This window comes from Bacillus sp. JJ634 (genome assembly GCF_036962285.1).
Taxonomy (GTDB): Bacteria; Bacillota; Bacilli; order Bacillales; family DSM-1321; genus Peribacillus; species Peribacillus asahii_A.
On the sequence record NZ_JBALMU010000105.1, the window covers coordinates 1 to 26,468 of the forward strand.

Consider the following 26,468-nt stretch of genomic DNA (forward strand, 5'->3'; position numbering starts at 1 on the left):
GAATAATATAGTAGGTTTCTGTAAAAAATTCTGTAAAAAAGGTAGATAAACATATGTATTTTTTCAGAATATGCAAAACCTCGTATAAGTTTAGAAGTTTTACATACAATTGCTTCGATGGTGTATGACCATATAATTTTGGTTGCTGTTAGAGATTTGCTACATACACACTATTTTTAGTTTCAATTGATTCAAAGATTAATAGTATAAGAGGAGATGGAAAAATGGGGAAAGTTATATCATCATTAGACGATGCAATTAAACAGATTCAGGATGGAGCAACGATTGTTGTTGGCGGCTTTGGGTTATGTGGAATTCCGGAAAAGCTGATTCTTAGTTTACGTGATCAAGGGGTTAAAGACTTAACAATCGTTAGTAATAACTGTGGGATTGACGATTGCGGTTTAGGTTTATTATTAGAAAATAAACAAATTAAAAAAATGATGGCTTCGTATGTGGGGGAAAACAAATTGTTCGAACAGCAATTTTTAAGTGGTGAACTTGAGGTCGAGTTAATTCCACAAGGTACACTGGCGGAGCGTTTAAGAGCAGGGGGAGCAGGGATTCCGGCTTTTTATACAGCAACAGGGGTTGGGACTGAAGTAGCAAAGGGAAAAGAGCATAAGGAGTTTGATGGAAAGACCTATATCATGGAACAAGGAATCGTCGGTGATTTCGCATTTGTTAAAGCATGGAAGGCAGATCCTTTTGGCAATCTTGTCTTTCGAAAAACAGCACGAAATTTTAATCCAGTCGTAGCGACAGCTGGAAAGATTACAATTGCTGAAGTAGAAGAGTTAGTTGGAATAGGTGAACTTGATCCAGATGAAATTCATACACCGGGCGTGTACGTTCAAAAAGTTTTTGTAGGGGAAAATTATGAAAAACGAATCGAAAAGCTTACGACAGCTAATGCATAAAGGAGAGAAGCGATAATGACAAATCGAAATGCAATTTTAAAACGTGCGGTTAAAGAAATACAAGATGGAATGTGCGTTAACCTAGGAATTGGTATGCCAACTTTAATTGCCAATATGATACCGGATGATTTCAATGTTATGCTTCAATCGGAAAATGGATTACTTGGTATCGGTGCATATCCGAAAGAGTCAGAAGTTGATCCAGATTTAATTAATGCAGGGAAAGAAACAGTAACAGCAAGAGTAGGTGCTTCATTTTTTGATAGTGCTGAATCCTTTGCGATGATTCGAGGCGGACATATTGATTTGGCCATTCTTGGTGGAATGGAAGTTTCACAAAATGGTGATTTAGCAAACTGGATGATTCCAGGGAAGTTAGTAAAAGGAATGGGGGGCGCGATGGATTTAGTGCAAGGAGCTAAACGAATCGTTGTCATTATGGACCATGTCAATAAACACGGTGAATCCAAGGTCAAGAAAACGTGTACGCTTCCTTTAACAGGTCAAGGTGTTGTGCAATGTTTAATTACGGAACTTGCTGTTTTCCAATTTACTAACGGCAAAATGGAATTAGTGGAATTACAAGAAGGCGTTACGTTAGAAGAAGTAAAAGAAAAAACGGAAGCTGATTTTATTGTAAGTGAGTCATTGAAGATTAACAGTTAATTTTCATTATTGTAAAAGGGGAAGCCGCGATATGTGGCTTCTCTTTTTTTGTTCTTGTTAAACGAATAATGGCTACATATAAGAAACAAACTATGGATATTTGTAAATAGTAAAGTGGTGGTGATGTTTTTTGGAGCAAGTGGATTGTGTGATAATCGGTGGTGGAATTGCAGGTTTGCAGGCAGCGATTCAGTTAGGAAGGTATAAACATGATGTCCTAGTGATTGATTCGAATCAAGGCAGATCAACAATATGCAGGTGTTACCATAATATTTTAGGGTGGCCGGACGGTGTAAGTGGACAAGAAATCAGGAAGCTAGGCAAGTTGCATGCAGAGAAATATGGCGTTCATTTTTTACATGATGTAGTAACCCTGTTAAAAAAAGAAAGCAATTATTTTTATTTAGAAACAGAGCAGCATGCCACATTCGAAGCAAAAACGATTTTTTTGGCAACAGGTCTTGTCGACCACCTTCCCAAATTAGAAAATTTAGTAACCTGTCTTGGTACTGATATATATGTATGTCCCGATTGCGATGGGTATGAAGTTTCAGGCAAAAAAACGGTAGTATTAGGTGCTGGGAATACAGGAGCTGATATGGCGGTTACATTAGCTTACTGGTCAAATGATATTATTTATATTAATCATAATCAGTCGGTGGTTGACGTAACTCAGCTAGATGAGTTAAAAAAGCATCGTATCAAAATTGTTTATGAACAAATTGAAAAAATTATATTGGATGAAAAACAGCATTTTGCTGGGGTCCTGCTAAAAAATGGTGAAGTTGTGGAGGCGGAACGTGGTTTTATCGGGTTTGGTGGAAATAAAATTAACTATGAACTGGCCGAAGCAGTAGGTGTTGAGTTGACCGAAAATAAACATGTATTAGTTAACCCACGTACAAAAGAAACGAATATAAAGGGTGTGTGGGCAGGCGGGGATTTAGCAGCACACTCTGAGCAAGTAACCATTGCAATGGGCGATGGCTCTCAAGCAGCAATTTGGATTCATAAAAGATTGCTGGAACAGTAATGCAAGAAAAAATCCCTAGGATGCGTTTCCTTAGGGATTTTTCTTATCATGAGCCGATTAGTATAATGAATGACTCTACTTATATTTTAAATTTATTAACGATTTCTTGTAATTCTACAGCAAGCTTAGATAAAGAATTAGCAGAATGCGTAACTTCTTGCATAGCGGCCAACTGTTCTTCTGTCGTTGCAGCCACTTGCTGAGATTGGTAAGATGCTTCTTTCATTGTATGGGTATTATTTGTAACAGTGGCTGAAACTTCTTGGGCACCAGCCGACATTTGCTGTACGGTTGCAGCCATATCGGTTAATTGCTTTTTCATCTGTTCCATCGCAGTGACAATCTCTTGGAAGCTTACTTCTGTTTTGCCGACGATTCCCAGTCCGTCTTGAACTTCAACTTTTACTTGGTTCATCGATTCTGTTGAACGAGCCATATTCAGTTGAATATCCTTAATTAAATCAGAAATTTGATGTGAAGAATTTTGCGATTGTTCAGCGAGTTTACGTACTTCCTCTGCGACAACAGCAAACCCTTTTCCGTGTTCGCCAGCACGTGCAGCTTCGATAGCAGCATTTAATGCTAATAAATTTGTTTGATCAGCAATATCAGTAATGACTTTAGAAATTTCACCGATTTCATTCGAACTTGAATCGAGCAATTGCAGCACTTGGCCACTTTCGTTTACTTTGTTGTTAATCGAGTTGATTTGTTTTACCGTTTGTTCAACATAGACATTTCCTTGCTGTGCTTTCTCAGCAATCATTGTTCCTGCTTCCGAAATAGTAGCAGAGTTTTCAGCTAAATTTTGAATACCAATTGTCACTTCATCTAAAGATTGTGAGCTTTCTTGTAAGCTATTCGTGCTATCTTCCGCACCCGTTGCAATCAGTTGAATCGCATGTGTAATTTCTTCTGTTGCTTTGCTTGTTTCTTCTGCACTCGCAGACAATTGTTCCGAAGAGGCCGCAACGTGCTCGGTGGAATTGTTAACATGGGCCAGTAGTACTTTTGTGTTCGCTCTCATTTTATTAAAATCTTCTGTTAAGGCACCAATTTCATCTTTTGTCGTTACTTTTATATCTTCACCTGAAAAATCACCTTCAGCTGCACGATTTAATTCACCGCTAATTTGAATAATAGGTTTCGTAAAACGTACAGAGAAATAGTAAGCGACAATACTACCGAGAACAATTGCAAGCACTGCCACAATTAAGACAATGTTAGCAATTTCAGAAGCGCTGCTATTAAATTCTGAAAGATAGGCGGTTGAAGCAATCGTCCATCCCCAGTAAGGGTCGCGTTCTACATATGCAACTTTTTCTTCGTTTTTATTCGTTAATTTGTTCAACCATTTATAGTAAAGAAAACCGCCCTCTTTCCCTATTGAAACGGTTTCTTGACCTACCATGACGCCATCTTCTGATTTCGAATCATAAATGTTCTGACCTTCTGTAAATGGGTGCATGACAAGTGTAGCTTCGTCATCAGCTGCATAGATATAGCCTTCTGCTCCGAATGTATAATTTTCTTTCAGTGTGCGTGTATTATCGGCGCCTTTTTCACCGTATAATTCTACACGAAGTTTTTCTTGCGCTTCTTCTAATGTCATGTTTTTAGCCTGAACTTCTTGATTTAATAGGCTAATCATTCCTATAACCATTTGGGTACTTCTTTTCAGTCGATCTTGTCCAGCTTCATTTAGTTGGTTTTTTGAACTGGAGTAAGTACTTATACCTAGTATAGTGGTTGGGACAATTAAAATGATTACGCATAACATAATTAATTTTGTCCGAATAGATGTGGATTTTTTCCTCATAATACGTGCTCCTTCGTGAAGTTTTAAATAAAAAAGTTCTTTATTTAATATCGGCACTTTTGAACTATTGTTAATGGGTAATTTCGGATTTTATCAAAAATATTAAATAAATGTTGGTTCTGTTATAGGAAGTTGTTGATTTTTAGCTCCTATTCATATGAGGCTTTGGTCACATATACCTTCCAGCGGTGATTTGGGTTGCGTTGCTTCCTTGCTTAAAGGCAAGTTAAGGGTCTCACTAAGTAGAGTTTCGCTTTATTTCGCATGCTGGATAGCATAGGAGTGTTCGTTAATAATAAATATAAATATTAATGAAGAAAGGTGACATCATGATTTATATTTATGATGATTTTGCGGGAACACATAGTACGGCTTTAGCAGCAGCTTATCACTTGAAAAAATTACCTACCGACCGAAAACTTACAAAAGAAGAGATTTTGCATGTGGATTATTTTAATCAATTAACACCCGCTGATATGGGAAGGCTTATTTTTCATGGAATAGATGACGAGGGACATTCTGTTTATACAATAGGAAGAAAAAATTCGAAGCTTGTTGTTCCGGCTTTAAAAAATTTAAGTTTAATGCTGCAAAATCATTTTCGAGAAGAAGAAAAAATCATTTTCTCAAACACTTCCCCGACGGTTCCATTCGCTATGACAATGGGAGGACTATTCTCTAGACGCTTAAAAATTGATTTCATCGGTGTCCCTTTATTAGTGCTAGGGGCCAAACAATGCTGTCATGATATCCTTCGCCTAGTCCAATATACAAAGGAAGTAGGAGCATCTACACATACAAAGGTGACCGTATTAGAGAATAAAAGCTTTACATAAAATATCTTTTTATAAAGTGAATAGGCTTCATTGTTGTATAATTTTTCATAAGGGGGGAGAGAAGAATGGAGCAGTATATTCTTTCGCTAGATCAAGGAACAACGAGTTCGCGAGCGATTTTGTTTAATCGTGCTGGTGATATTGTTCATATGTCCCAAAGAGAATTTACGCAGTATTTTCCAAAGCCAGGCTGGGTTGAACATAATGCTAGTGAAATTTGGGGTAGTGTATTAGCGGTTATTGCAAGCGCTTTAGCGGAGTCTGGCATTACTCCCGCGCAAATTGCTGGAATTGGAATTACGAATCAGCGTGAAACGACGGTCGTTTGGGATAAACAGACAGGAATGCCTATTTATCATGCGATTGTTTGGCAGTCACGGCAAACGCAGGATATTTGTCAACAATTAAAAGATCAGGGATATGAGAAGGTCATTCGAGATAAAACAGGTTTACTGATTGATGCGTATTTCTCTGGAACGAAAGTGAAGTGGATTTTAGATCATGTGGAGGGGGCTAGGGAAAAAGCGGAGAAGGGCGAGCTATTATTTGGAACAATTGATACATGGCTCATTTGGAAGCTATCTGGCGGGAGAGCTCATGTAACCGATTATTCAAATGCATCACGAACATTGATGTACAATATTTATGATTTGAAATGGGACGATGAATTGCTTAAGATTTTAACCATTCCGGCTTCCATGCTTCCTGAAGTGAGGCCATCTTCAGAAGTGTATGCTCATACGGTCAGCCATCATTTCTTTGGGCATAATATTCCGATTGCCGGGGCGGCTGGTGACCAGCAAGCGGCTCTCTTCGGTCAGGCATGTTTTGAGGATGGAATGGCGAAAAACACGTATGGTACGGGGTGTTTTATGTTAATGAACACTGGTGAGAGAGCGGTGAGGTCACAACATGGTTTGTTAACGACAATTGCTTGGGGAATTAATGGAAAAGTCGAATATGCGTTAGAAGGCAGTATTTTTGTAGCTGGATCCGCTATTCAGTGGCTTCGTGACGGCTTGAGAATGTTCAAAGAGGCGAAGGACAGTGAAGCGTATGCAAAGAAAGTACAATCGACTGATGGCGTATATGTTGTTCCTGCTTTTGTTGGATTAGGTACACCTTATTGGGATAGTGATGTGCGCGGTGCCGTATTCGGTTTGACTCGCGGAACGTCAAAGGAGCATTTTATTCGAGCGACTTTAGAATCTCTAGCCTATCAAACGAAAGATGTATTAAGTGCGATGGAAGCGGATTCTGGTATTTATTTGAAAAAGCTTCGAGTAGATGGAGGAGCGGTAAAGAACGATTTCTTAATGAGCTTTCAAAGCGATTTATTAGGTGTTCCTGTTGATAGACCAGTGATTAATGAAACAACAGCATTAGGTGCAGCTTACTTAGCGGGAATGGCGATAGGGTTTTGGGAAAGTCAAGCTGATATTGGGAAGAAATGGAGACTAGACCGGGAATTTAGCGCAACTATGGATGAAGAACAGCGAAAGCAACTGTATGAAGGATGGAAAAAAGCAGTTCATGCTGCGATGATGTTTAAATAATAGGTTTATAGAACATCGTTAATTTGAAGTTGAAAATCAGATAAAATCATTAGATGACTTACATTGTTTCATGAATCTATATAATAGAATTTAACATTTATTGTATATAGTGGTATGATAATTTCAATTCATCATGCTGTTTAAGAGAGGGCCACATAGACACTTATTGAGTGATCTGGTGGTCTTTTTCATAATTGGAGGGGAAATCATGGCCCAAACCTATATGAACCGATTGCAATTGTTACAGAAAATGAGTGAAAAGCAATATGATCTATTAATCATTGGAGGGGGAATTACGGGTGCGGGCATTGCTTTGGATGCTGTGACCCGAGGGATGGAAGTCGGTCTTTTTGAGATGCAAGATTTTGCTGCTGGTACTTCTAGTCGTTCCTCCAAGCTCATTCATGGCGGCTTACGCTATTTAAAGCAAGGGGAGGTTAAGTTAGTGGCGGAAGTGGGTAAAGAACGAGCCATTGTTTATGAAAATGGTCCGCACGTCACGAAACCAGAATGGATGTTGCTTCCAGTTTATAAGGATGGGGAGCTTGGACGACGTAGTATCTCCATGGGGTTAAAGGTCTATGACTTTCTTGCTGCTGTTAAGAAACAAGAGCGAAGAAGGATGCTATCTAAGGAACAGGTGGTAAAGCAGGAGCCTCTACTTAAAAGGCAAGGCTTGCAAGGGGGAGGGTATTATGTTGAATATCGGACGGATGATGCACGGTTAACGATTGAAGTTATTAAACGAGCAGCTGAATTTGGTGCAGATTTGCTAAATTATACGAAAGTCATAGATTTTCTATATGAGGATAGGAAGGTGGCAGGGGTTGTTGTTGAGGATATTCAGACAGGAAATCGCTATGATATTCGGTCAAAAAAAGTAGTCAATGCAACTGGAGCATGGGTCGATTTATTAAGAGAAAAAGATGGATCAAACGAAGGAAAAACACTGAAATTGACAAAAGGAGTCCATGTTGTCATTGATCAATCACGTTTTCCTTTAAAGCAAGCGATTTATTTTGATACAGAAGATAGTAGAATGGTATTTGCGATTCCGAGAGAAGGAAAAGTATATGTGGGAACAACTGATACTTTTTATGATAAAGACCCGATTCAGCCGCTTATTACTGAGGAGGATCGGATGTATATATTAAAGGCGATTCATTTCATATTTCCGAAACTAACCTTAAGTGCCCAAGATATTGAATCAAGTTGGGCTGGTGTTCGCCCGCTCATTCATGAAGAAGGAAAAGGTCCTTCGGAAATTTCACGAAAAGATGAAATTTGGGTTTCAAAATCTGACCTTATTACGATTGCTGGTGGAAAATTAACAGGATATCGAAAAATGGCAGAAACGATTGTCAATCTGCTTGCGAGACAATTCAAAGATGAACAATACAAATTATTTGGCAAGTGTGTCACGAGAAAGCTTCCTATATCGGGAGGAGACGTAGGCGGCTCTCATTATTTTGAAGCCTACATTTCTAAGTATACAAAAGAAGGGATAAAGCTAGGTTTAACAGAACGTGAAGCAAGATATCTAACAAGATTATATGGGTCTAATATTTCGAAGATTTATCAAATTATTAAAGATGGCAAAAACGATATAGAAAAATATCAGTTCACTCCTGAAGTATTCGCTAAATTAGTTTATGGAATACAGGAAGAATATGTTGTAACACCTGTTGATTTCTTTGTACGACGAACAAGTGCCCTTTTGTTTCAGATAGATTGGGTACATAGATGGAAGGAAGCAGTTAGTCGATATATGTGTGATGTGTTCGGTTGGAGTGAAACAGAAATATTGAAGTATAAGGCGGAATTGGAGCGAGAAATATGGAATGCAACCAATGTAAGTGATGTGTGACTGAAGGAACAAAAGTGCCAGCACTTTCATTCATCGTTGATAAGTGCCGACTCTAGAAGTGCCGTATTCCTTTTTAATTCCGTTATCTAACAGAGCTGTAATAAAAAAGGCGACAATACTGACTCTGGCTGGTCAGTATTGTTGCCTTTTTTAAATGACTTTAGAATTAGTATCTGATTCATTTATATCTGAATCTTCGGTTTTTTCTGTATAATCATACGCGTGTTTCACAGGGATGAAGAAGAAAGCGATAGAAGCGATGACACCAGGTATAGCAAAGGCAAGGAAATTAATTTGAATCGGTAAATTCATCGTAAGTAGGATTCCGCCAATAGTTGGTCCGAGAATGGCTCCTATTCTTCCTACACCGGAAGCAACCCCTAAGGCAGTTGAACGTAAAAATGGTGGATAATATTGAGAAACATAGGCATTGGCGATATTTTGTGCGCCTACTGTACAAGCTCCAGTAATAGCGACAAGAAGACAAATCACCCATAGGTCGCTTTTAAAGCTCATCAGAAATAAGCAAATCGCACCGATTGTGTACATTGGAACAAGCATTTTTTTAGAACCATATCGATCAGCAAGTTTAGCAATTATAAGTGTCCCAACAATTGTTCCAGCGTGCATAATGATTAAGAACGAAAGACTTGAATTTAAGCCATAGCCTGCTTGCATCATTAATTTTGGGAGCCATGTGCTTAATCCATAAACGACTAATAAGCACATGAAGTACGCAATCCAAAACATACTTGTACTAAGAGCACGGTTATTTTTAAATAGTTGAATAACGGGAATGCCTGCTTCTTGTTTTATATCTATTTTTTCAAAGTGATCCTTTTCCGTATAATTACCGGCAGGGTTGATTCTATTCATAATCTGGCGTAATTCTTTTGTACGTCCTTTTGCAGCTAAAAAAACGGTTGCATCAGGAAGTTGTTTCCAAATAAAAGGCAAAAACAAAAGAGGTACAGCAGTGATTATATAAACGATTTTCCAACCGAAGTTTGGAATAAGATAGATAGAAAGTGTAGGAGCTAGCATTCCTCCAATGGAATAGCCGCAAAGTATAATTGAGACGGTTAAACTGCGCATCGATTTAGGAGAGTAATCTGTCATTAAAGCAATCACGTTTGGCATAATCCCGCCAAGCCCTAACCCTGCAATAAATCTATAGGTAGAGAAAGCAGTAGGTGAATCAGCTAGACCACATAGTGCAGTGAATAGACTAAATAGTACAAAGCAAATAAGGATAACATTTTTTCTGCCAATTCGGTCAGCGAGAGGACCGAAGAAAAAAGCCCCAATCATGACACCAATTAATCCATAACTTCCCATGGCACCAGCTTCAACATTCGATAATCCCCAATCTTCAATTAGAACCGGTAGTACGGCTCCATAAACGGCAAGATCATAACCATCTAAAATGATAATGAATGTCCCCCAAAAGAGTATCATAGCGTGAAAGCGGTTAAATTTACTATTTTCAATGATACGGTTTGTGTTTAAACTAGACAAATAAATTCCCCCTCTTGTGTTGCAGCATCAATAAAGCGCTTTCAAAGATGTGAAAATAGGTTTCTAGAAGAAAAACATTTCACTTATAGAAAACTACGTTCCTTTATAGTGATTATATAGGCGGTTTTTTAATTTTTCAATTCAAAATTCACAAAATTGTAAAAAAATAAAAGATTGTGAAATGAGGAACTTGTCAAAAAGTGTATTATAACAATACTTCTGTTAGAAAATACTATGAAAATTCACAAAAAAAAGAAGCATGCCATTTTTTGAATGGATGCTTCCAAATTACATTATTTATACCCGAATATACCAGATACTTCCTTTGAAATATTAAGTAAATATTGACCGTACTCATCTTCAGATGTTTGAGGGACAATCTGTGAAAATCCAACAAGTGTCAAACAACCTAGTAAATCATTGTTATAGTTAAATAATGGAACCGATGCTGAAGATATATAAGGAACGAGGGGCTCTTTTGCAAAAGAAATTTGCCTTTTTTTAATAACTTCTGTTTCTTCCTCGAATAATTGTTTGTCCTCTACAGACCAGTTTTGCATTTCAGTATTTTTCCATTCCTCAATGAGTGCAGGTGCATGAAAAGCAGAAAAAACTTTTCCTGACGACGATGAGATAGGGAGTTGAGTCCCAATTTGCGCACCGATGTTCAAGCCGTTATTAGCGTTCCAAATGTTAGCAATTACGGGACCGCTATGTGTCCATACAGCTAATAGAGCTGTTAAAGAAGTGAATCTACTTATCTCTTGTAGGAAAGGAGTCACTTTTGTAACAAGATCTTGTTGACCGATAGCAGCCATTCCATAGGAAATAATTTTAGAACCAAGTGTATAGGTACCATGTTGTTTGTCTCTATATAGTAACTCTAAATGTGTAAGAGTATTTAAATATTTATATAGATTACTTTTGGTGATGTTTGATTTTTCTTGAATTTCAGTGAACTTCATAGGGTGTTCCTGGGAAGCAATGATATCTACTATTCCCAAACCTATTTGAAGGGAACCAATCATAGCTGGATTTTTTTCTTTCTCCATTTTAATTTCTCCTATTATTTTTTATTAGTATAACAGAAACACTTCTTTGTTTTCAAAGTGTTCTTAGAACAAACTGTGAACCTTTGTACAAAGACTTCATATATAGAATCCAAAAAATGTTCCGAAGTAAGTAAATTTTCAGAAAAAATATTATTGACATTTGCTGCAGAATGGATTAAATTTTATTTATAAATAGTGAACAAAGTTAACTCAAAGTGAAAAAAGATATCCACTTTCTTTTATAACTTGTATGACAGGTTAGCTTATTCACATCAATAAAAAGAAAAAGATCCTGTTGATAAGCAGTTTTGAAGATATAAGTGCTTATATTATTCAAGCGAAATATCTTCTAAGAAGTGATTCAAATGAATCCGCTTACAGGAATAAAAAACTCAAACAAAATTGTATAGAAAAAGGAGCATATGTATGAAACTTATAACATTTAACCGTGAAGGTATTACGACAATTGGAGCTATCGTGAATGAGGAAGTTGTCGATTTACATCTTGCTTATAAAAAATCTTTAGAAGCAGAGGGGAAAATACGTGCACAAGAAATTGCAAATGCATTCATTCCATCTGAGATGACAGGATTTTTACAAGGTGGAAAAGAAAGCATGGAGCTTGCGAAAGGGGCAATCGACTTTGCTTTAACGAATAGAGTAGTGGACGGTTCAAAATTAGTTCATGCCCTAAGTGAAGTAAAAGTGGAAGCGCCTGTTCCAAAACCAGGGAAAATCTTTGCTGTAGGTCATAACTACCGTGAACATATTCTTGAAATGGGACGTGAAATTCCAAAATACCCTGTTGTATTCGCTAAATTTGCGAACACACTTGTTGGGCCGCAAGATGATATTCCATTTCATCCAATTTCAGAACAATTAGACTATGAAGCGGAATTTGCGTTTGTCATCGGTAAACGTGCAAAAAATGTTTCAGAAGAAGAAGCGCTTGATTATGTAGCAGGTTATGCAGTAGCAAACGATGTAACATATCGCGATTTCCAACGTCGTACTCTTCAATGGCTGCAAGGTAAAACAGTAGATGGCAGCTTACCGATGGGACCTTGGATGGTTACTTCAGATGAGTTACCCGATCCACAAACACTAGAAATGGTTTTAACTGTAAACGGTGAAGAGCGTCAACGTACCAATACTGCGAACCAAGTATTCTCTGTTAAACATCTAGTATCATTCTTATCTACCATTGCTACATTAGAGCCTGGTGATATCGTTATTACTGGAACTCCTGGTGGTGTTATTCAAGCAATGGAACCGCAAGTATGGTTAAAAGATGGGGATGTCGTTCGCGTCGAAATCGAAAAAGTGGGTGTATTAGAAAATACAGTACGTGCTGTAAAAGGAGAGTAATAGAATGACAGTGACACAAAATGCAGTTACATCTGTTAATGAATCGATTGATCGTATTATCGAAACGGTGAAAGGATTATCGGAAGAAACGATTCGTTGGAATCCAACAGAGGAAGAATGGTCTATTATGCAAATTGTCGCTCATATCGTCGAAGCATTACCGTATTGGGTAGAAGAGATTGAACAGCTTGTTCAATCTCCTGGTCAAGAATGGGGAAGAAATCATTTACATGAAGGGCGACTGCAAGCAGTCAGTCCGGCTACGGTGGATGCGGTGAGCGTGGAAGAAATGTTACAAGCACTAGAAGGGGTTAAACAAAAAGTTGAATCAGGCATTGGAAACTTGACGACTGAGCAACTTGCTGCTGAGGCACCAAGCAGAAATCCTAACTTTGGTACGAAACCGATTTCATTTATTATTAATCATTTAATTGATCAGCATGTGAACAAACATGAAGGTCAAATTCAACGGAATTTATCAAAATTAAATTAATAATTTAGTAGGAGGTTCGGAACATGGCAGAAGTAACTGAGTTTATGAAGAGTAAAATTGTACAAGATTTTACGGCTGATATTCGTCAATATAATCTTGGACCATTATGGGAAGCAATTCCAGCATTAATGCATAAATCTCCAGAGCCTCATGCACAAGCGTATCTTTGGAAAGGCAGCCTGCTTGAGAAAAAATTACTAGAAGCTGCTCAAATTTTTACTCCGGAACGCGGTGGAGAACGCAGAGCGATTTATTTGCAAAATCCAGGTCTTGATTATCGTCAACCTTGGGGATGGGCTTCTACGACACAAACGCTGTATGCAGCCGTTCAATTGTTACAACCAGGAGAAGTAGCTCCTTCTCATCGTCACTCTCAAAATGCCCTTCGCTTTATTACGAAAGGGGAAGGTGCATACAGTATCGTCCAAGGGGAAAGAATTTTCATGGAAGAAGGAGACTTCCTCATTACGCCAAAAAATTTATGGCATGGTCATGGTCATGAAGGCACAAAACCAATGATTTGGACAGATATTTTAGACATTCCAACAATCTATGCATTGGGTGGTACATTCTTTGAAAATTACCCAGAAAGAATTGAACAGCCGAAAGTACCGGATAACTTTGGTTCACAACGTTATGCAGCAGGTATGCTACGTCCTGTTTCTGATCGTAATCCTTCCATAGCTCCACTAGGTTCGTATAAATGGGAGCATACGTATAAGGCGATTGAGTCATTAAGTCAGTTTGAGCCGGATCCATTTGAAGGATATGCTGTAGAATTTATTAACCCTTCTACAGGTAAAACAGCGAACCCAACGATTGCTGCTTGGATTCAGAAATTTCCGAAAGGTTTCCGCACAAAAGCGCAGCGTCATACGAGTGCTTCGATTCATCAAGTGTATAAAGGTTCGGGTTACAGTATTATTAACGGCGTTCGCTTCGATTGGGAAGAAGGAGATTTCTTCTGTGTTCCAAACTGGGCTTGGGTAGAACATGTTGCAGCAGAAGATACGTATTTCTTCACAACGAATGATCTTCCAATCATGGAAAAATTCGATATTGAAAAACAAGAAGCATATGAACGAAACAACGGTCAGCAAGAAGTGACTTCTGAGTTTAAACCAATATTACCGTAAAAGTAAAAAAAGATTATCGCAGTAATAAGCAGCTTAAGAGATATAGGTACACTACATGCTTCTTAGGCTGCCCTTAGTAATCACTTATTACTTCTTTAAAACTTAAATTAAGAGAAACTAGGAGGAATTTCTATGACAAACACAGAAAACAGAGTCTTAATCGCTGGTGGCGGAATTGGTGGATTAGCAACAGCTCTTGCTGCGGCACAAGCTGGTCATGCTTCATCCGTTTTTGAACAAGCACCACAATTCGGGGAAGTTGGTGCAGGAATTCAAATGGCTCCAAATGCAATGGCTGTTTTAACTCGCCTTGGAGTAGCAGATCGTATTGCTGAATTTGCCGTATTTCCAAAACGACTTGTGTTAAAAGATGCTTTTACGGGAGAAGAACTAACGGCTTTAGACCTAGGAGATGAGTTTAAAGAGAGATATGGATTCCCATATATGGTATTGCACCGTTCTGATTTACACAGATCGCTGTTAGAAGCATGTGAAAGCAATCCTTTAATCTCTCTTCATACAAATACGACAATTACTGCTGCAGAAGAAAATGAAGATGGCGTATTCCTTATCAACCAACATAATGAGAAAATCAAAGGTAAGGCAGTCATTGGGGCAGATGGAATTAAATCAAATGTACGTAAATTATTCGCTCAAGATGATATGGTAAACTCTGCATATGTTGCTTATCGTGGTACGATTCCAATTGAAGAAATTTCTGAAGATGCTGAAATGGACGACGTAATTATGTGGATTGGTCCCAATCTTCATGTAGTTCAATACCCAGTACGCCGTGGAGAATTATATAATCAAGTTGTTGTATTCAAAAGCCCAACTTATACATCTGAATCTGTTGAATGGGGAACTCCAGAAGAAATGGCACAAGTATTTGAAGGTTGTCATTCAAAAGTCGAGAAAGCTCTTTCATTCATTAATAAACAAATCCGTTGGCCAATGTATGATCGCCTGCCAATTGATAACTGGACAAAAGGGAATATAACACTTATGGGAGACGCTGCTCACCCAATGTTACAATACTTGGCTCAAGGTGGCGTTCAAGCATTAGAAGATGCTGCAAAATTAGCTGACGTATTAGCAGCTCATGGTGATAATTTTGAAGCCGCTTTCAAAGAGTTCCAAGAAGAGCGTATTCCTCGTACTGCACGTGTTCAAACAACGGCACGTCAATGGGGAGAAATCATTCATGCTGTAGATCCAATTACAATTGCCCTTCGTAACGATATTTTTACAAAACGTCCAGCAAATGATTTTAGCTATACGGATTGGTTATATGGTCATAAAAGAAGTCTAGTAACACAATAATAGATTCGTGGAAAAAGCCCTTACAATACCTGAGGGCTTTTTCCATCGTTTCATGGAGAAAGAACAAGTAGGAGCCTCCAATCGTTCCACCAACTAGATGGGATGCTGCCGGAAAATTAATTTGGGTGTATATATATGGCGTATAAAACATGAACTTATTTTCGGAGAAAGTGATTTCTTGGCTGGACCAATTAAGTTAAGGTATAAAACACACCATTTGTTCCTACAACTGCATAAGAAACTTGTTCAATGCTGACATTTCTAGATTGGCATTGCATTTGCAACCATTCTTGATTGTATGTAGAAGTTAAATTTTCCTCTAATATCTTTCCGTCTATGATTAATTCAACCGCTCGTTTCATATTTAGCTGATCTATGTATTGTTTTGTTGCAGGCTTGTATTGCTCTTTTAGTTGAATAGAAAGCTTACCACTTACTTCAAGATAGGCTGTTTCAATTTCTTCTATTTGGAATACTCCATTTTCTCTTAATTGTTGGTGTAAATCGTACAGGCAGTACTTTGCTTTTTTCATATTGACCTCATTTATTTTTCCCTTTTCGATAATAGCAGTGGGTTGTCCGGATAAGTATTTGTACAAGAATTTATTTTGATAGGATAAATAAGAAGAAAGATAGAAAACCAACGTTAAGATAAAAAAGGAAGTAAGTATTGGCCAAAATTTAAGATTGGTATCAAACCCCATATTGGCAATGAATGAACCGATTGTAATAGCGACAGCAAAGCTATGGTAATTTAATTGTGAATTCATTCTTTTTCCGAATAAGTAAGTAACAAAAAGCAATATTATATAGGAAATAACTGTTCTCAGCATGGGATGTAATAATTCTTCCATCGAATCTTTCCTCCCCTTTTTTCTAGAAATTAGTTTTGGTTGTCGAAATCACTTTCATTCGCACTTTTAAATGTATTTATTTTTCTATTTTTATCTGAATAAAACTGTAGAGAGATACCTATACTGTTTAGATGTTTAACAGCTTCTGCTGAAATTATGGTAAGATAGGAAAAAAATCATATAAGGCAGTGAAGGATGTTGGAACAACAAAAAGGAAAGTTACTTGTTATTATTGGCCCAACGGCTGTGGGCAAGACGAAGTTAAGTATTGAATTAGCTAAACGATTTAATGGTGAGATTATAAGTGGTGATTCCATGCAAGTATATAAAGGAATGGATATTGGCACAGCGAAAATAAAGGAGGAAGAAAAAGAAGGTATTCCACATTATTTGCTCGATATTAAAGAGCCGAATGAGCCGTTTAGTGCAGCTGAATTTCAACAAAGAGCAAATGTAATGATTGAAGATATTCAAAGTCGAGGAAAGCTTCCGATTATAGTGGGTGGAACGGGATTATACATACAGTCTGTAATTTATGATTATCAATTCTCTGAAGCTCCATCCGACCCGCTATATCGAGCGAAGTTAGAACAACGCGTGAAAGAGGCGGGAATAGAGGCTGTTTTTGCGGAACTACAGAGGATTGATCCCGAAAGTGCGGAGCGTATTCATCCGAATAATGTGAGGCGTGTGATTCGTGCGCTTGAAATTTATCATTGCACAGGACATACAATGAGTGAGCAGTTAAATGAACAGCCGACTGAAATGAAATATGATACATGTATTATCGGGTTAACGATGGAGCGCGATTTATTATATGCGCGTATTAACGATCGGGTGGATATAATGGTGGAAGAGGGGCTTGTTTCGGAAGTGAAGAGTTTTTTTGAACAAGGCTTAAAACATTGTCAATCGATTCAAGCGATTGGTTATAAGGAACTGTATGATTATTTGGAAGGGCGAATGAGTGAAAAAGAGGCAATTGAGGCGTTAAAACAAAACTCTCGCCGTTATGCCAAACGTCAACTTACGTGGTTTCGTAATAAAATGGATGTTTCTTGGTTTGATATGACTGATATTGCCGAATTTTCAAAAAAAATCAACGAAATATCGGAATTTATTGCAGGAAAGCTCATGATAAAGGCGAATAAGTACAAGTAGAGAGAAAAGAGGAGGACGAAGTGATGAAACAATCGGTAAATATTCAAGACCAATTTTTAAACCAACTGAGAAAAGACAATACTTATGTGACAGTATTTTTATTAAACGGTTTTCAAATTCGCGGGCAAATTAAAGGCTTTGACAATTTTACCGTGCTATTTGAATCTGAAGGGAAGCAACAATTAGTATTTAAACATGCGATTTCTACTTTTGCTCCACAACGAAATGTTCAAATTGAATATGAAGTGAAAGAATAAATAGATGAGAGAAAAACAGGCGCTTATGGAGCCTGTTTTTTTTATTGTATAAGCTCTGTGTTATGATGCTGTTGATTTTGGGCACTGGGCTGTGTTAAGTGCTAGCATTCCTGCTCATTGATTTGTAGGTTGCCTCGCCGAGTAAAGGTAGGGTGACTTCCGCTTTTTGTTTTTTAGCACTTACACTTTTGTTCGGAATCCTTTTCGAATGGTCAAAGAATGATTTCCTGCTTTTCTGAATATAGATGAATAATAGATAGGTGGATTATTTCTTGGGAAAGCGCAGAAACTGACATTTTCTTAAAAGAAATGACGAAAAACATAGTTAATATGTTGAAGTGTCTTTTTTTAGTAAAATAATTGTCTGATTACGTCGTATTTTTCGACGGAAGGCTAGCTGAGAAGAGTTAATTTCCTAATAAATTATAGGAATAAGGGGTCGGGAATGGCGAGGTGATGATGTGGAGCAACCAATCCGAATGAAAAATAATGGGCAAATTAATATTGTCTTTAATGGAGAAAAAAGAAACGTGATACAAAAGGATGTACCTATTAAGGAATTATATGATCGAGACCTTTCTGAACAGCATATTGCTTTGAAAGAAATCGAGGCGGAGCTTGAAACATTAGTCGGCATGGAAGAGATGAAAAAGTTAATTAAAGAAATTTATGCATGGATCTATGTCAATAAGAAGCGTGAGGAACGTGGTTTGAAGGCTGGGCGACAAGCGTTGCATATGATGTTTAAAGGGAATCCTGGCACTGGGAAAACGACGGTTGCACGCTTAATCGGTAAATTATTTCATAAGATGAATGTGTTAACAAAAGGACATTTAATAGAAGCGGAGCGTGCGGATTTAGTTGGTGAATATATTGGTCATACAGCTCAAAAAACACGAGATTTAGTGAAGAAAGCAATTGGGGGAATTTTGTTTATTGATGAAGCGTATTCGTTAGGACGCGGAGGAGAAAAAGACTTTGGGAAAGAAGCGATTGATACGCTTGTGAAGCATATGGAGGATAAGCAGCATGAATTTATTTTGATTCTAGCGGGTTATTCACGTGAAATGGATTATTTTCTTAGCTTAAATCCTGGTTTATTGTCACGATTTCCACTTGTTATTGAATTTCCTGATTATACAACCGATCAATTAATGGAGATAGCGGATCTGATGCTAGAAGAGCGGGAGTATATCATTAGTCGTGATGCAGAGCGAAAGCTGCGCGAACATCTAGTTGTACTTCGCTCATTGCAAAGTCCTGTTTCCTTTTCGAACGGTCGCTATATTCGTAATGTCATTGAAAAAGCGATTCGAACACAAGCGATGCGCTTATTGCATGAAGATAGTTATGATAAGGCAGATTTAATGACATTAAGAAGTCAAGATTTTATTTTTAATGAACAGAATGAATAAGGGAACAAAAAAACGGCTTTAGGCCGTTTTTACATGTTTTGAGGCAATTTTTTATTTGGCAGCTCCCAGTTGCGTGTGTAGGAAAGGACACGCAATGCTGTAATAATAATGAAGAGAGCATATAATTCCCATGTATCTGAGGCAAGTTCTAAGCCTAGGATTATCCCTGCTGCAATTGCCCAAACTGCATAGATTTCTTTACGGAATAAGAGTGGTTTACGTCCTGCGAGAACATCGCGGATAATTCCGCCTCCGCAGCCAGTTAAAACAGCTGCTACAATAACCGCGCTTACTGGAAGATCGAGCTCAATTGCATATAGTGCTCCTTGAATAGCAAAAGCAGCTAATCCGATTGCATCGGTGAAATTTCCCCATTTGTCCCAATGCTTTAATGAATTGTTTGGAAAGAAGAACACGATAGTAATCGATATTAAAGCAATTGTAAAGAACGTACCTTGGTCCCATAGTGTTGAAGGAGGGACACCAATTAATAAATTTCTAATTGCTCCACCGCCAAATGCGGTTACGATACCTAAAATATATACACCTAATAAATCATATTCTTCTTCCATAGCAATGATTGCTCCGCTAATGGCAAAAGCAATGGTTCCAATTATGCTTAAAAATTCCCAGGTCATATTGATTCCCTCTATAGGTGAAGTTTTATTGTTAAATTTTATTTGAAACGTATAATCAGTGAGGATTTTTCATTAATCTTGTAGCAAACTAAGATTGATTTTATCATGTTTTTTTCTTTTTGGAAATGCTCTATTTCAGTTTGTGAAAGTTTTAATCTTATTCATTTTTTTGGTATGATGAGTTGAATGATTTTGGATAAGGATGGTGCCCTATTTGCAAAATGCTGAAAAAGAAACGGCGATTTTAATTGGATGTCAAACAGTGGAAGATGATGCCCGCTTTCATTATTCATTAGAGGAACTTGCGTCACTAACTCATACAGCAAATGGTGAAGTGTTGCTGACGGTTACTCAAAAACGGGAGCGGGTACATCCGGCTACATACATAGGAAAAGGAAAGATTGAAGAACTTCAAAATTTAGAAGCAGAACTAGAGCCGGATTTAATTATTTTTAATGATGAATTATCTCCAAGTCAGATTCGTAACCTTTCGAACCATTTGGAGGCACGAATCATTGATCGAACGCAATTGATTTTAGATATTTTCGCTCAGCGTGCTCGTTCAAGAGAAGGTCAGCTGCAGGTTGAACTTGCTCAGCTGCAATATATGCTGCCTCGTCTAGTTGGCCAAGGAACGGCTTTATCTAGGCTTGGGGGTGGAATCGGAACGAGAGGACCTGGGGAAACGAAGCTTGAAAGCGATCGTCGTCATATTCGAGGTAAAATTGATGAAATTAAGAGTCAGTTGCGAGTAATCGCTGATCATCGTGACCGGTACCGAGAGCGGCGTAAGCGAAATAAGGCGTTTCAAATAGCGCTTGTAGGGTATACAAATGCCGGAAAGTCAACATTGTTTAACCGATTAACGGAAGCAGCTGCATTTGAAGAGAATTTGCTATTTGCTACGCTTGATCCTCTTACTCGTAAAGCTGTATTGCCAAGTGGCTTTACGGTGTTAATGACAGATACGGTTGGATTTATTCAAGATTTACCTACTTCTCTTATTGCGGCTTTCCGCTCGACCTTGGAGGAAGTGAAGGAAGCTGACTTACTGTTACACGTCGTCGATTCATCGAATCCTGATTACTTTAATCATCAAACGACCGTAGAAAATTTATTGCAAGACTTAGAAGCTACTTCCATTCCGGTGCTTACGTTGTATAATAAGAGGGATTGCAAGCATGCCGACTTTTTGCCAACATCAAAAGACCAATCTTTACTGATTAGTGCCTATAATCAAGGAGATGTGGAAACAATTTTAGAGACAATTGAGCAAAGTATGATAAGTGAGATGACAGGCTACCACGTTTCACTGCCTTCTACGGAAGGAAGATTACTTGCACAGTTGAAGAATGAAACAATATTGCGGACGCTCGTTTTTAATGAAGAAAGTGAGTGTTATGAATGCAGGGGTTTTTGTTTAACCAATCACCCAATTAGAGGCTTACTAGAGAAATTTACAATATAAAAGGGGAAACAACATGTATCAATATTTAACAAATGGGGAAAATTTGCAACCGATTGTAAAAGAAATAGAGGCGATGATTGCTCCATTACATAAGAAAATAGAAGAACGAATTGAAGAAAATCAATTTCGTGTACTTCGCAGCTTTCAAGCACATCGGGTCAGTGATTCTCATTTTATCCCGTCAACAGGGTATGGGTATGATGATGTCGGAAGAGATGCGCTGGAATTAATCTATGCAGATGTATTTGGAGGAGAAGCGGGTCTTGTTCGCCCGCAAATTATTTCTGGTACACATGCTATTTCAACGGCATTGTTTGGCATTCTCCGTCCAGGTGATGAACTGCTTTATATTACGGGAAAACCGTATGATACACTTGAAGAAATTGTTGGAATTCGCGGTACAGGGGTAGGTTCTTTACGAGATTTCCACATTGACTATAATATGGTTTCGTTAACCGATGAAGGAGCTATTGATTTTGAGGCGGTTAAACAGTCCATTAAACCGAATACAAAAATGATTGGAATTCAGCGTTCAAAAGGATATGCGACGCGTCCATCTTTTACGATTGAGGAAATCGAAGCAGCTATTGCTTTTGTGAAAGAGATTAATCCGAATATTGTTGTGTTCGTTGACAATTGTTACGGTGAATTTGTAGAAACGAAGGAGCCATGCCACGTAGGAGCCGACTTAATGGCAGGGTCACTCATTAAAAACCCGGGCGGTGGTATAGTGAAAACAGGCGGCTATATCGTCGGTAAAAAAGAGCTGGTAGAAGCTTGTGCATATCGATTAACATCACCTGGTATTGGAGCAGAAGCAGGGGCGTCTCTTTATAGCTTACAGGAAATGTACCAAGGTTTTTTCCTCGCTCCGCACGTTGTAGGACAAGCGTTAAAGGGGGCGCTGTTTACCGCAGCCTTTTTAGAGAGACTTGGAATGAATACATCGCCTAAATGGAATGCTAAACGCACTGATCTTATTCAGTCTGTTCAATTTGATGATAAGGATAAGATGGTTGCTTTTTGTCAAGCAATTCAGTTTGCATCTCCAATCAATTCACATGTGACTCCGTATCCTGCTTATATGCCAGGCTATGAGGATGATGTTATTATGGCAGCAGGAACATTTATTCAAGGAGCGAGCATTGAATTGACAGCAGATGGCCCAACTCGTGCTCCTTTTGTTGCCTATGTTCAGGGGGGCTTAACGTATGCTCATGTGAAGATGGCAGTTTTAACAGCCGTAGATAATTTATTATCTAAGAAGCTTATTACATTATAAATAGTATGATAGAATAACTAGAGTGGCCAACTTCCTATTGGCTCTCTATTTTGAATTAACTTGCAATTCAGCAAAGTAAAAAATATTTATGTTATAAAACATAACATTACATTGACAAATAAAATTACATATCATAAAATAAAACTATGATAAACAAAAGGAGGATGCTTAATGAGCGGCAACAACATTCGGCGTTCGATGCCTCTTTTTTCTATAGGAATCGTGATGCAATTGACAGAGTTGTCTGCGCGCCAGATTCGTTATTATGAAGAGCATCAATTAATTACTCCGATGAGAACGGAAGGCAATCGTCGTCTATTCTCATTAAATGATATCGATCGATTGCTCGAAATTAAGGATTTAATCGAGCAAGGAGTGAACCTAGCCGGTATTAAAAAAATTTTTACCGTGAAGAATGAGGGGGCTCTTCAAGAACAAGACAGCGAGCAAGCGGAAAAGATTAGACAAGACCTAAGTGAAGTGGAGTTGCGAAAAATTCTTCGAACGGAATTATTGCAAGGCGGTAAGTACCGTACATCTTTACGACAAGGTGATATGTCTCGCTTTTTCCATTAAAAATAATTAGTTTTACACATTTGGGGAGGAATAGATCATGGCAAAGTATACACGTGAAGATATTACTCGTTTAGCAAAAGAAGAAAATGTTAAATACATTCGTCTTCAATTTACAGATATTTTAGGAACTATTAAAAACGTAGAAATTCCAGTAAGTCAATTAGGGAAAGCATTAGATAATAAAATGATGTTTGACGGTTCTTCTATCGAAGGGTTTGTACGTATCGAGGAATCTGATATGTATTTATATCCAGATTTAGATACTTGGGTAGTGTTCCCTTGGACAGCTGAAAAAGGAAAAGTAGCTCGTCTAATTTGCGATATTTATAACACAGATGGAACACCATTCGAAGGTGACCCACGTACAAACTTAAAACGCGTTTTAGCTGAAGCAAGAGAAATGGGCTTCACAAACTTCAATCTTGGACCAGAACCAGAATTCTTCTTATTCAAATTAGATGAAAAAGGTGAGCCAACTCTAGAATTGAATGATAAAGGCGGATACTTTGACCTTGCACCAACAGATTTAGGGGAAAACTGCCGTCGCGATATCGTACTTGAACTAGAAGAAATGGGCTTTGAAATCGAAGCATCTCACCATGAAGTAGCTCCTGGTCAACACGAAATTGATTTTAAATATGCAGATGCTATTACAGCATGTGATCATATTCAAACATTTAAATTAGTAGTTAAAACAATTGCTCGTAAGCATGGTCTTCATGCAACATTCATGCCAAAGCCATTATTCGGTGTAAATGGTTCAGGTATGCACTGTAACGTTTCTTTATTCAAAGGAAATGAAAATGCATTCTATGATACAGAAGGTAAATTAGAACTTAGTGAAACAGCTGAACAATTTATTGCTGGTATCATCAAGCATGCTCCAGGATTTACAGCTATTACAAACCCAACAGTTAACTCTTACAAGCGTTTAGTACCTGGTTACGAAGCTCCTTGTTATGTTGCATGGTCTGCTAAAAACCGTAGCCCGTTAATCCGTATTCCAGCTTCACGTGGTTTAGGAACTCGTGTTGAAGTACGTAGCGTTGACCCAGCAGCTAACCCATACTTAGCTTTAGCTGTACTTCTTAAAGCAGGCTTGGATGGAATTAAAAACAACTTAACTCCACCAGCTCCAGTTGATCGTAACATCTATGTTATGACAAAAGAAGAGCGTGAAGAGGTAGGTATCGTTGACCTACCAGCTACATTAGCAGCTGCATTAGACGTATTAAAATCTGACGAAGTTATTAAAGAAGCGTTAGGTGCGCATCTTTTAGAACACTTTGTTGAAGCAAAAGAAATCGAGTGGGATATGTTCCGTACGCAAGTACACCCATGGGAACGCGATCAATACATGACAATGTATTAATCAATAAAACCGTTGGCGCTCTAAGCGTCAACGGTTTTTATTTTGTGGGTGATTTTATTTATAATATAGTTTTGTATAAAACACCCACAAAATACCTACATTCAAGACAAAATGCTATTCATGTACTCTTCAAAATTGCTCATCGCAGCCTTATCGAGTTTTTTACTTATATGTGAATAAACATCGGATGTGATTTTTAATATTATGTTCATACAATTCAAAAGTATTTTTAGTAACTGTTCCTTTTTTGTATTCTTCCAACCAGTTGTTTAAGTACGACTTCAAAGATTCATCTGCAACTTCATGTCCTTGTTCAATTCTAATTTCTTCCTTTACAGCAGCGTGCATAGCTTCCTTTTCAGATTTAAAACCACGTTTGGATTTTTCCTTGAATTCTTGAGTGAATGGATCTTTGTATCTTATGCGATATTCATAAGAGTAATTTTTTTCACCTTTCTTTTTATACTTTCTAATAATAGCCATTTTTTATCGCTCCTTTTAAAATCAAAATAAGAATGTATGTTCTATTTTTGTTTGAAAGAAAAACCCCGAAAGGGGATAAGTAGTATTCTTTTTGATTCACTATGTAGTAATCAATCCTAAATATATTGCAGAAGTCATTAAAAATAATGAAAGTATGTGTATCAAAATGCAAAACGGAGCCGTATTTTATGTAAAGGATTTTTCTAAATTATTTAAAGCTGGAATTGAGGTGTGGTGATGGGGAAGGTTAATGCGATTAGTTTTGATGGCTTTGGTCCTTATTCCGTTATCTTCTGGGAAAAAGAAGGAATAAAACGATTTGCTATTCAGAAGAAGAACGGAACGCCTTAGATCGTTACTATATACCAGGAGATTTTTACAATGAATCATTTGATAATTTTGAAATTAATCCTGGTCTTATAGAAGAAAGAAAGGGTGCTTGAGGATGAGTGGGAAAATAAGGTATAGAGCTATAAATAAAGCGTTGTTTGAGGAATACGGTGAGGATGCATATGATTTTCAACGGTTCAATACCAACTCTGGATCAGAGTGTCTTATCTGTAGTGGCGAAGTTCATCAGCAGCGGAGATATGCTTACGAAGGTTCTGTTGTTGAAATACATGAAAAATGCGAAAACGGATGTTTTGAAGGTTCCTGGGTAAACGGATTCACCAATCTCCAGACAAAAGGTTTCTCTGCTCATTTTGCTGAACATCCACTTTTAAAAGAAGAAGATGTATTGAAAGCAATAGAATATCGTCGAGCTTTCGAAGAGGCTATCAAGAGGAATCAACAAGCCAGAAAACAATTGAGACGGTTATTTTTCCGTAAGAAGAGAAGTCAAAGGAAGAAGGGTGCATAAGGTGTTTGAATACATCTGCAAAGACTGCCATGTCGAGGAATTGCTCGGTATGGTAGTTCTTAAAAAGAAGTGTCCGTGCTGCGGAATGATGATGGAAGTGATTGAGTGGGGGGGAACGGAATAATGGCCGCAAAATACGGCAACAAGAAGGTCATAGTAGATGGCCATAAATTTGATAGCATCGCTGAAAGTAAATATTATGAGCAGCTAAAATGGCTACTTTTATCTGAACAAATCACAAGCTTTAAATTTAAGGAAGCAAAATGATAATTTTATGGTTATTTTTATTATTTGAAGAGGTGGAAATAATAAAGTCAAGCATGTATGCTCGACCAAAATATGACCAAAAACTGTTCATATTTATATATTGATTATTGTTAGTTAAATATGAAGAAGTGCCTGAAAACACCATCATACAAGGGGATTGCATTCTAGTACATTTCTCATTTCCAACATCATATATGTTCCGTACGCAAGTACACCCATGGGAACGCAATCAATACATGACAATGT

The 26,468-nt window shown here is 37.8% G+C and carries 25 protein-coding genes and 1 pseudogene; 20 read left to right on the forward strand and 6 right to left on the reverse strand.

The features are described 5' to 3' along the window. The first annotated feature begins 224 nt into the window (after window positions 1-224). The 3 genes from V7068_RS15490 to V7068_RS15500 all read left to right on the forward strand — a co-directional run bounded on the left by V7068_RS15490 (window position 225) and on the right by V7068_RS15500 (window position 2,619). Complete coding sequence (locus V7068_RS15490; protein ID WP_127759932.1) at window positions 225-920, forward strand: CoA transferase subunit A; 696 nt, start codon at window positions 225-227, stop codon at window positions 918-920. 15 nt (window positions 921-935) lie between these two features. Continuing rightward, on the forward strand, window positions 936-1,586 hold the full coding sequence (locus V7068_RS15495) for a 3-oxoacid CoA-transferase subunit B (protein WP_127759933.1): 651 nt from the start codon (window positions 936-938) through the stop codon (window positions 1,584-1,586). A 130-nt stretch (window positions 1,587-1,716) separates the two neighbouring features. Beyond that, window positions 1,717-2,619 (forward strand): NAD(P)/FAD-dependent oxidoreductase, encoded by a 903-nt coding sequence (locus V7068_RS15500; protein ID WP_499713550.1) that lies wholly within the window; start codon window positions 1,717-1,719, stop codon window positions 2,617-2,619. Window positions 2,620-2,698: 79 nt separating this feature from the next. On the opposite strand, the gene V7068_RS15505 is transcribed toward V7068_RS15500, so the two are convergent. Next, window positions 2,699-4,438, reverse strand: a complete 1,740-nt coding sequence (locus V7068_RS15505; RefSeq protein ID WP_499713551.1) for a methyl-accepting chemotaxis protein — start codon at window positions 4,436-4,438, stop codon at window positions 2,699-2,701. A 329-nt stretch (window positions 4,439-4,767) separates the two neighbouring features. Here V7068_RS15505 and V7068_RS15510 point away from each other — a divergent pair, with 329 nt between their 5' ends. From V7068_RS15510 to V7068_RS15520, 3 genes are all read left to right on the forward strand, one after another. Next, complete coding sequence (locus V7068_RS15510; protein ID WP_499713553.1) at window positions 4,768-5,274, forward strand: DUF3189 family protein; 507 nt, start codon at window positions 4,768-4,770, stop codon at window positions 5,272-5,274. Between the two features lie 65 nt (window positions 5,275-5,339). Continuing rightward, window positions 5,340-6,830 carry a glycerol kinase GlpK gene (gene glpK / locus V7068_RS15515; protein WP_499713555.1) on the forward strand — a complete coding sequence of 497 codons (1,491 nt, stop codon included), beginning with the start codon at window positions 5,340-5,342 and terminating at the stop codon, window positions 6,828-6,830. A gap of 208 nt (window positions 6,831-7,038) precedes the next feature. Continuing rightward, entirely contained in the window at window positions 7,039-8,697 is a 1,659-nt protein-coding gene (locus V7068_RS15520) for a glycerol-3-phosphate dehydrogenase/oxidase (protein ID WP_499713556.1), read from the forward strand. A 150-nt stretch (window positions 8,698-8,847) separates the two neighbouring features. Here the strand turns inward: V7068_RS15520 and V7068_RS15525 are convergent, their stop codons facing one another. Together V7068_RS15525 and V7068_RS15530 are read right to left on the reverse strand one after the other, a co-directional pair. Next, the gene (locus tag V7068_RS15525; protein WP_499713557.1) at window positions 8,848-10,215 is read right to left on the reverse strand and encodes an MFS transporter; all 1,368 of its coding nucleotides are present in this window, start codon (window positions 10,213-10,215) and stop codon (window positions 8,848-8,850) included. A 293-nt stretch (window positions 10,216-10,508) separates the two neighbouring features. Then, window positions 10,509-11,267, reverse strand: coding sequence for an IclR family transcriptional regulator (locus V7068_RS15530; protein ID WP_499713558.1), 759 nt, complete (start codon window positions 11,265-11,267; stop codon window positions 10,509-10,511). Window positions 11,268-11,693: 426 nt separating this feature from the next. Between V7068_RS15530 and V7068_RS15535 the strand changes: the two genes are divergently transcribed. The 4 genes from V7068_RS15535 (at window position 11,694) to V7068_RS15550 (ending at window position 15,587) form a co-directional block, all read left to right on the forward strand. Beyond that, window positions 11,694-12,635, forward strand: coding sequence for a fumarylacetoacetate hydrolase family protein (locus V7068_RS15535; RefSeq protein WP_499713560.1), 942 nt, complete (start codon window positions 11,694-11,696; stop codon window positions 12,633-12,635). Window positions 12,636-12,639: 4 nt separating this feature from the next. Continuing rightward, complete coding sequence (locus V7068_RS15540; protein ID WP_499713561.1) at window positions 12,640-13,128, forward strand: DinB family protein; 489 nt, start codon at window positions 12,640-12,642, stop codon at window positions 13,126-13,128. Window positions 13,129-13,151: 23 nt separating this feature from the next. Further along, window positions 13,152-14,264, forward strand: coding sequence for a cupin domain-containing protein (locus tag V7068_RS15545; protein WP_375348534.1), 1,113 nt, complete (start codon window positions 13,152-13,154; stop codon window positions 14,262-14,264). Window positions 14,265-14,396: 132 nt separating this feature from the next. After that, the gene (locus V7068_RS15550) at window positions 14,397-15,587 is read left to right on the forward strand and encodes an FAD-dependent monooxygenase (protein ID WP_402917625.1); all 1,191 of its coding nucleotides are present in this window, start codon (window positions 14,397-14,399) and stop codon (window positions 15,585-15,587) included. 191 nt (window positions 15,588-15,778) lie between these two features. Here V7068_RS15550 and V7068_RS15555 read toward each other — a convergent pair whose 3' ends face one another. After that, on the reverse strand, window positions 15,779-16,441 hold the full coding sequence (locus V7068_RS15555; protein ID WP_499713562.1) for a DUF421 domain-containing protein: 663 nt from the start codon (window positions 16,439-16,441) through the stop codon (window positions 15,779-15,781). A gap of 195 nt (window positions 16,442-16,636) precedes the next feature. On the opposite strand from V7068_RS15555, the gene miaA reads away from it, so the two are divergent. From miaA to spoVK, 3 genes are all read left to right on the forward strand, one after another. Next, window positions 16,637-17,602 (forward strand): tRNA (adenosine(37)-N6)-dimethylallyltransferase MiaA, encoded by a 966-nt coding sequence (gene miaA / locus V7068_RS15560; RefSeq protein ID WP_499713563.1) that lies wholly within the window; start codon window positions 16,637-16,639, stop codon window positions 17,600-17,602. A gap of 23 nt (window positions 17,603-17,625) precedes the next feature. Then, complete coding sequence (gene hfq, locus V7068_RS15565) at window positions 17,626-17,859, forward strand: RNA chaperone Hfq (protein WP_119116332.1); 234 nt, start codon at window positions 17,626-17,628, stop codon at window positions 17,857-17,859. Between the two features lie 461 nt (window positions 17,860-18,320). Beyond that, window positions 18,321-19,274, forward strand: a complete 954-nt coding sequence (spoVK, locus tag V7068_RS15570) for a stage V sporulation protein K (RefSeq protein WP_499713565.1) — start codon at window positions 18,321-18,323, stop codon at window positions 19,272-19,274. Window positions 19,275-19,303: 29 nt separating this feature from the next. On the opposite strand, the gene V7068_RS15575 is transcribed toward spoVK, so the two are convergent. Further along, on the reverse strand, window positions 19,304-19,912 hold the full coding sequence (locus V7068_RS15575; RefSeq protein WP_252294724.1) for a trimeric intracellular cation channel family protein: 609 nt from the start codon (window positions 19,910-19,912) through the stop codon (window positions 19,304-19,306). 214 nt (window positions 19,913-20,126) lie between these two features. Here V7068_RS15575 and hflX point away from each other — a divergent pair, with 214 nt between their 5' ends. The 4 genes from hflX to glnA all read left to right on the forward strand — a co-directional run bounded on the left by hflX (window position 20,127) and on the right by glnA (window position 24,610). Next, window positions 20,127-21,380 carry a GTPase HflX gene (gene hflX / locus V7068_RS15580; RefSeq protein ID WP_499713566.1) on the forward strand — a complete coding sequence of 418 codons (1,254 nt, stop codon included), beginning with the start codon at window positions 20,127-20,129 and terminating at the stop codon, window positions 21,378-21,380. A 13-nt stretch (window positions 21,381-21,393) separates the two neighbouring features. Further along, window positions 21,394-22,662 carry a methionine gamma-lyase family protein gene (locus V7068_RS15585; protein ID WP_499713567.1) on the forward strand — a complete coding sequence of 423 codons (1,269 nt, stop codon included), beginning with the start codon at window positions 21,394-21,396 and terminating at the stop codon, window positions 22,660-22,662. 171 nt (window positions 22,663-22,833) lie between these two features. Further along, entirely contained in the window at window positions 22,834-23,238 is a 405-nt protein-coding gene (locus tag V7068_RS15590; RefSeq protein ID WP_119116327.1) for a MerR family transcriptional regulator, read from the forward strand. 37 nt (window positions 23,239-23,275) lie between these two features. Next, on the forward strand, window positions 23,276-24,610 hold the full coding sequence (glnA, locus tag V7068_RS15595) for a type I glutamate--ammonia ligase (RefSeq protein WP_499713568.1): 1,335 nt from the start codon (window positions 23,276-23,278) through the stop codon (window positions 24,608-24,610). Between the two features lie 162 nt (window positions 24,611-24,772). On the opposite strand, the gene V7068_RS15600 is transcribed toward glnA, so the two are convergent. Beyond that, complete coding sequence (locus V7068_RS15600) at window positions 24,773-25,093, reverse strand: Arm DNA-binding domain-containing protein (protein WP_499713569.1); 321 nt, start codon at window positions 25,091-25,093, stop codon at window positions 24,773-24,775. Window positions 25,094-25,538: 445 nt separating this feature from the next. Here V7068_RS15600 and V7068_RS15605 point away from each other — a divergent pair, with 445 nt between their 5' ends. The 3 genes and pseudogenes from V7068_RS15605 to V7068_RS15615 form a co-directional block, all read left to right on the forward strand. Next, window positions 25,539-25,955: a hypothetical protein gene (locus V7068_RS15605; protein ID WP_499713571.1), complete on the forward strand. Its 417-nt coding sequence runs from the start codon at window positions 25,539-25,541 to the stop codon at window positions 25,953-25,955. A gap of 1 nt (window position 25,956) precedes the next feature. Next, window positions 25,957-26,079 carry a hypothetical protein gene (locus tag V7068_RS15610; protein WP_499713572.1) on the forward strand — a complete coding sequence of 41 codons (123 nt, stop codon included), beginning with the start codon at window positions 25,957-25,959 and terminating at the stop codon, window positions 26,077-26,079. Beyond that, window positions 26,079-26,210, forward strand: a pseudogene (locus V7068_RS15615) (DUF1064 domain-containing protein); the annotation flags it as partial. The gene V7068_RS15610 and the pseudogene V7068_RS15615, both read left to right, overlap by 1 nt. Window positions 26,211-26,468: the final 258 nt, after the last annotated feature.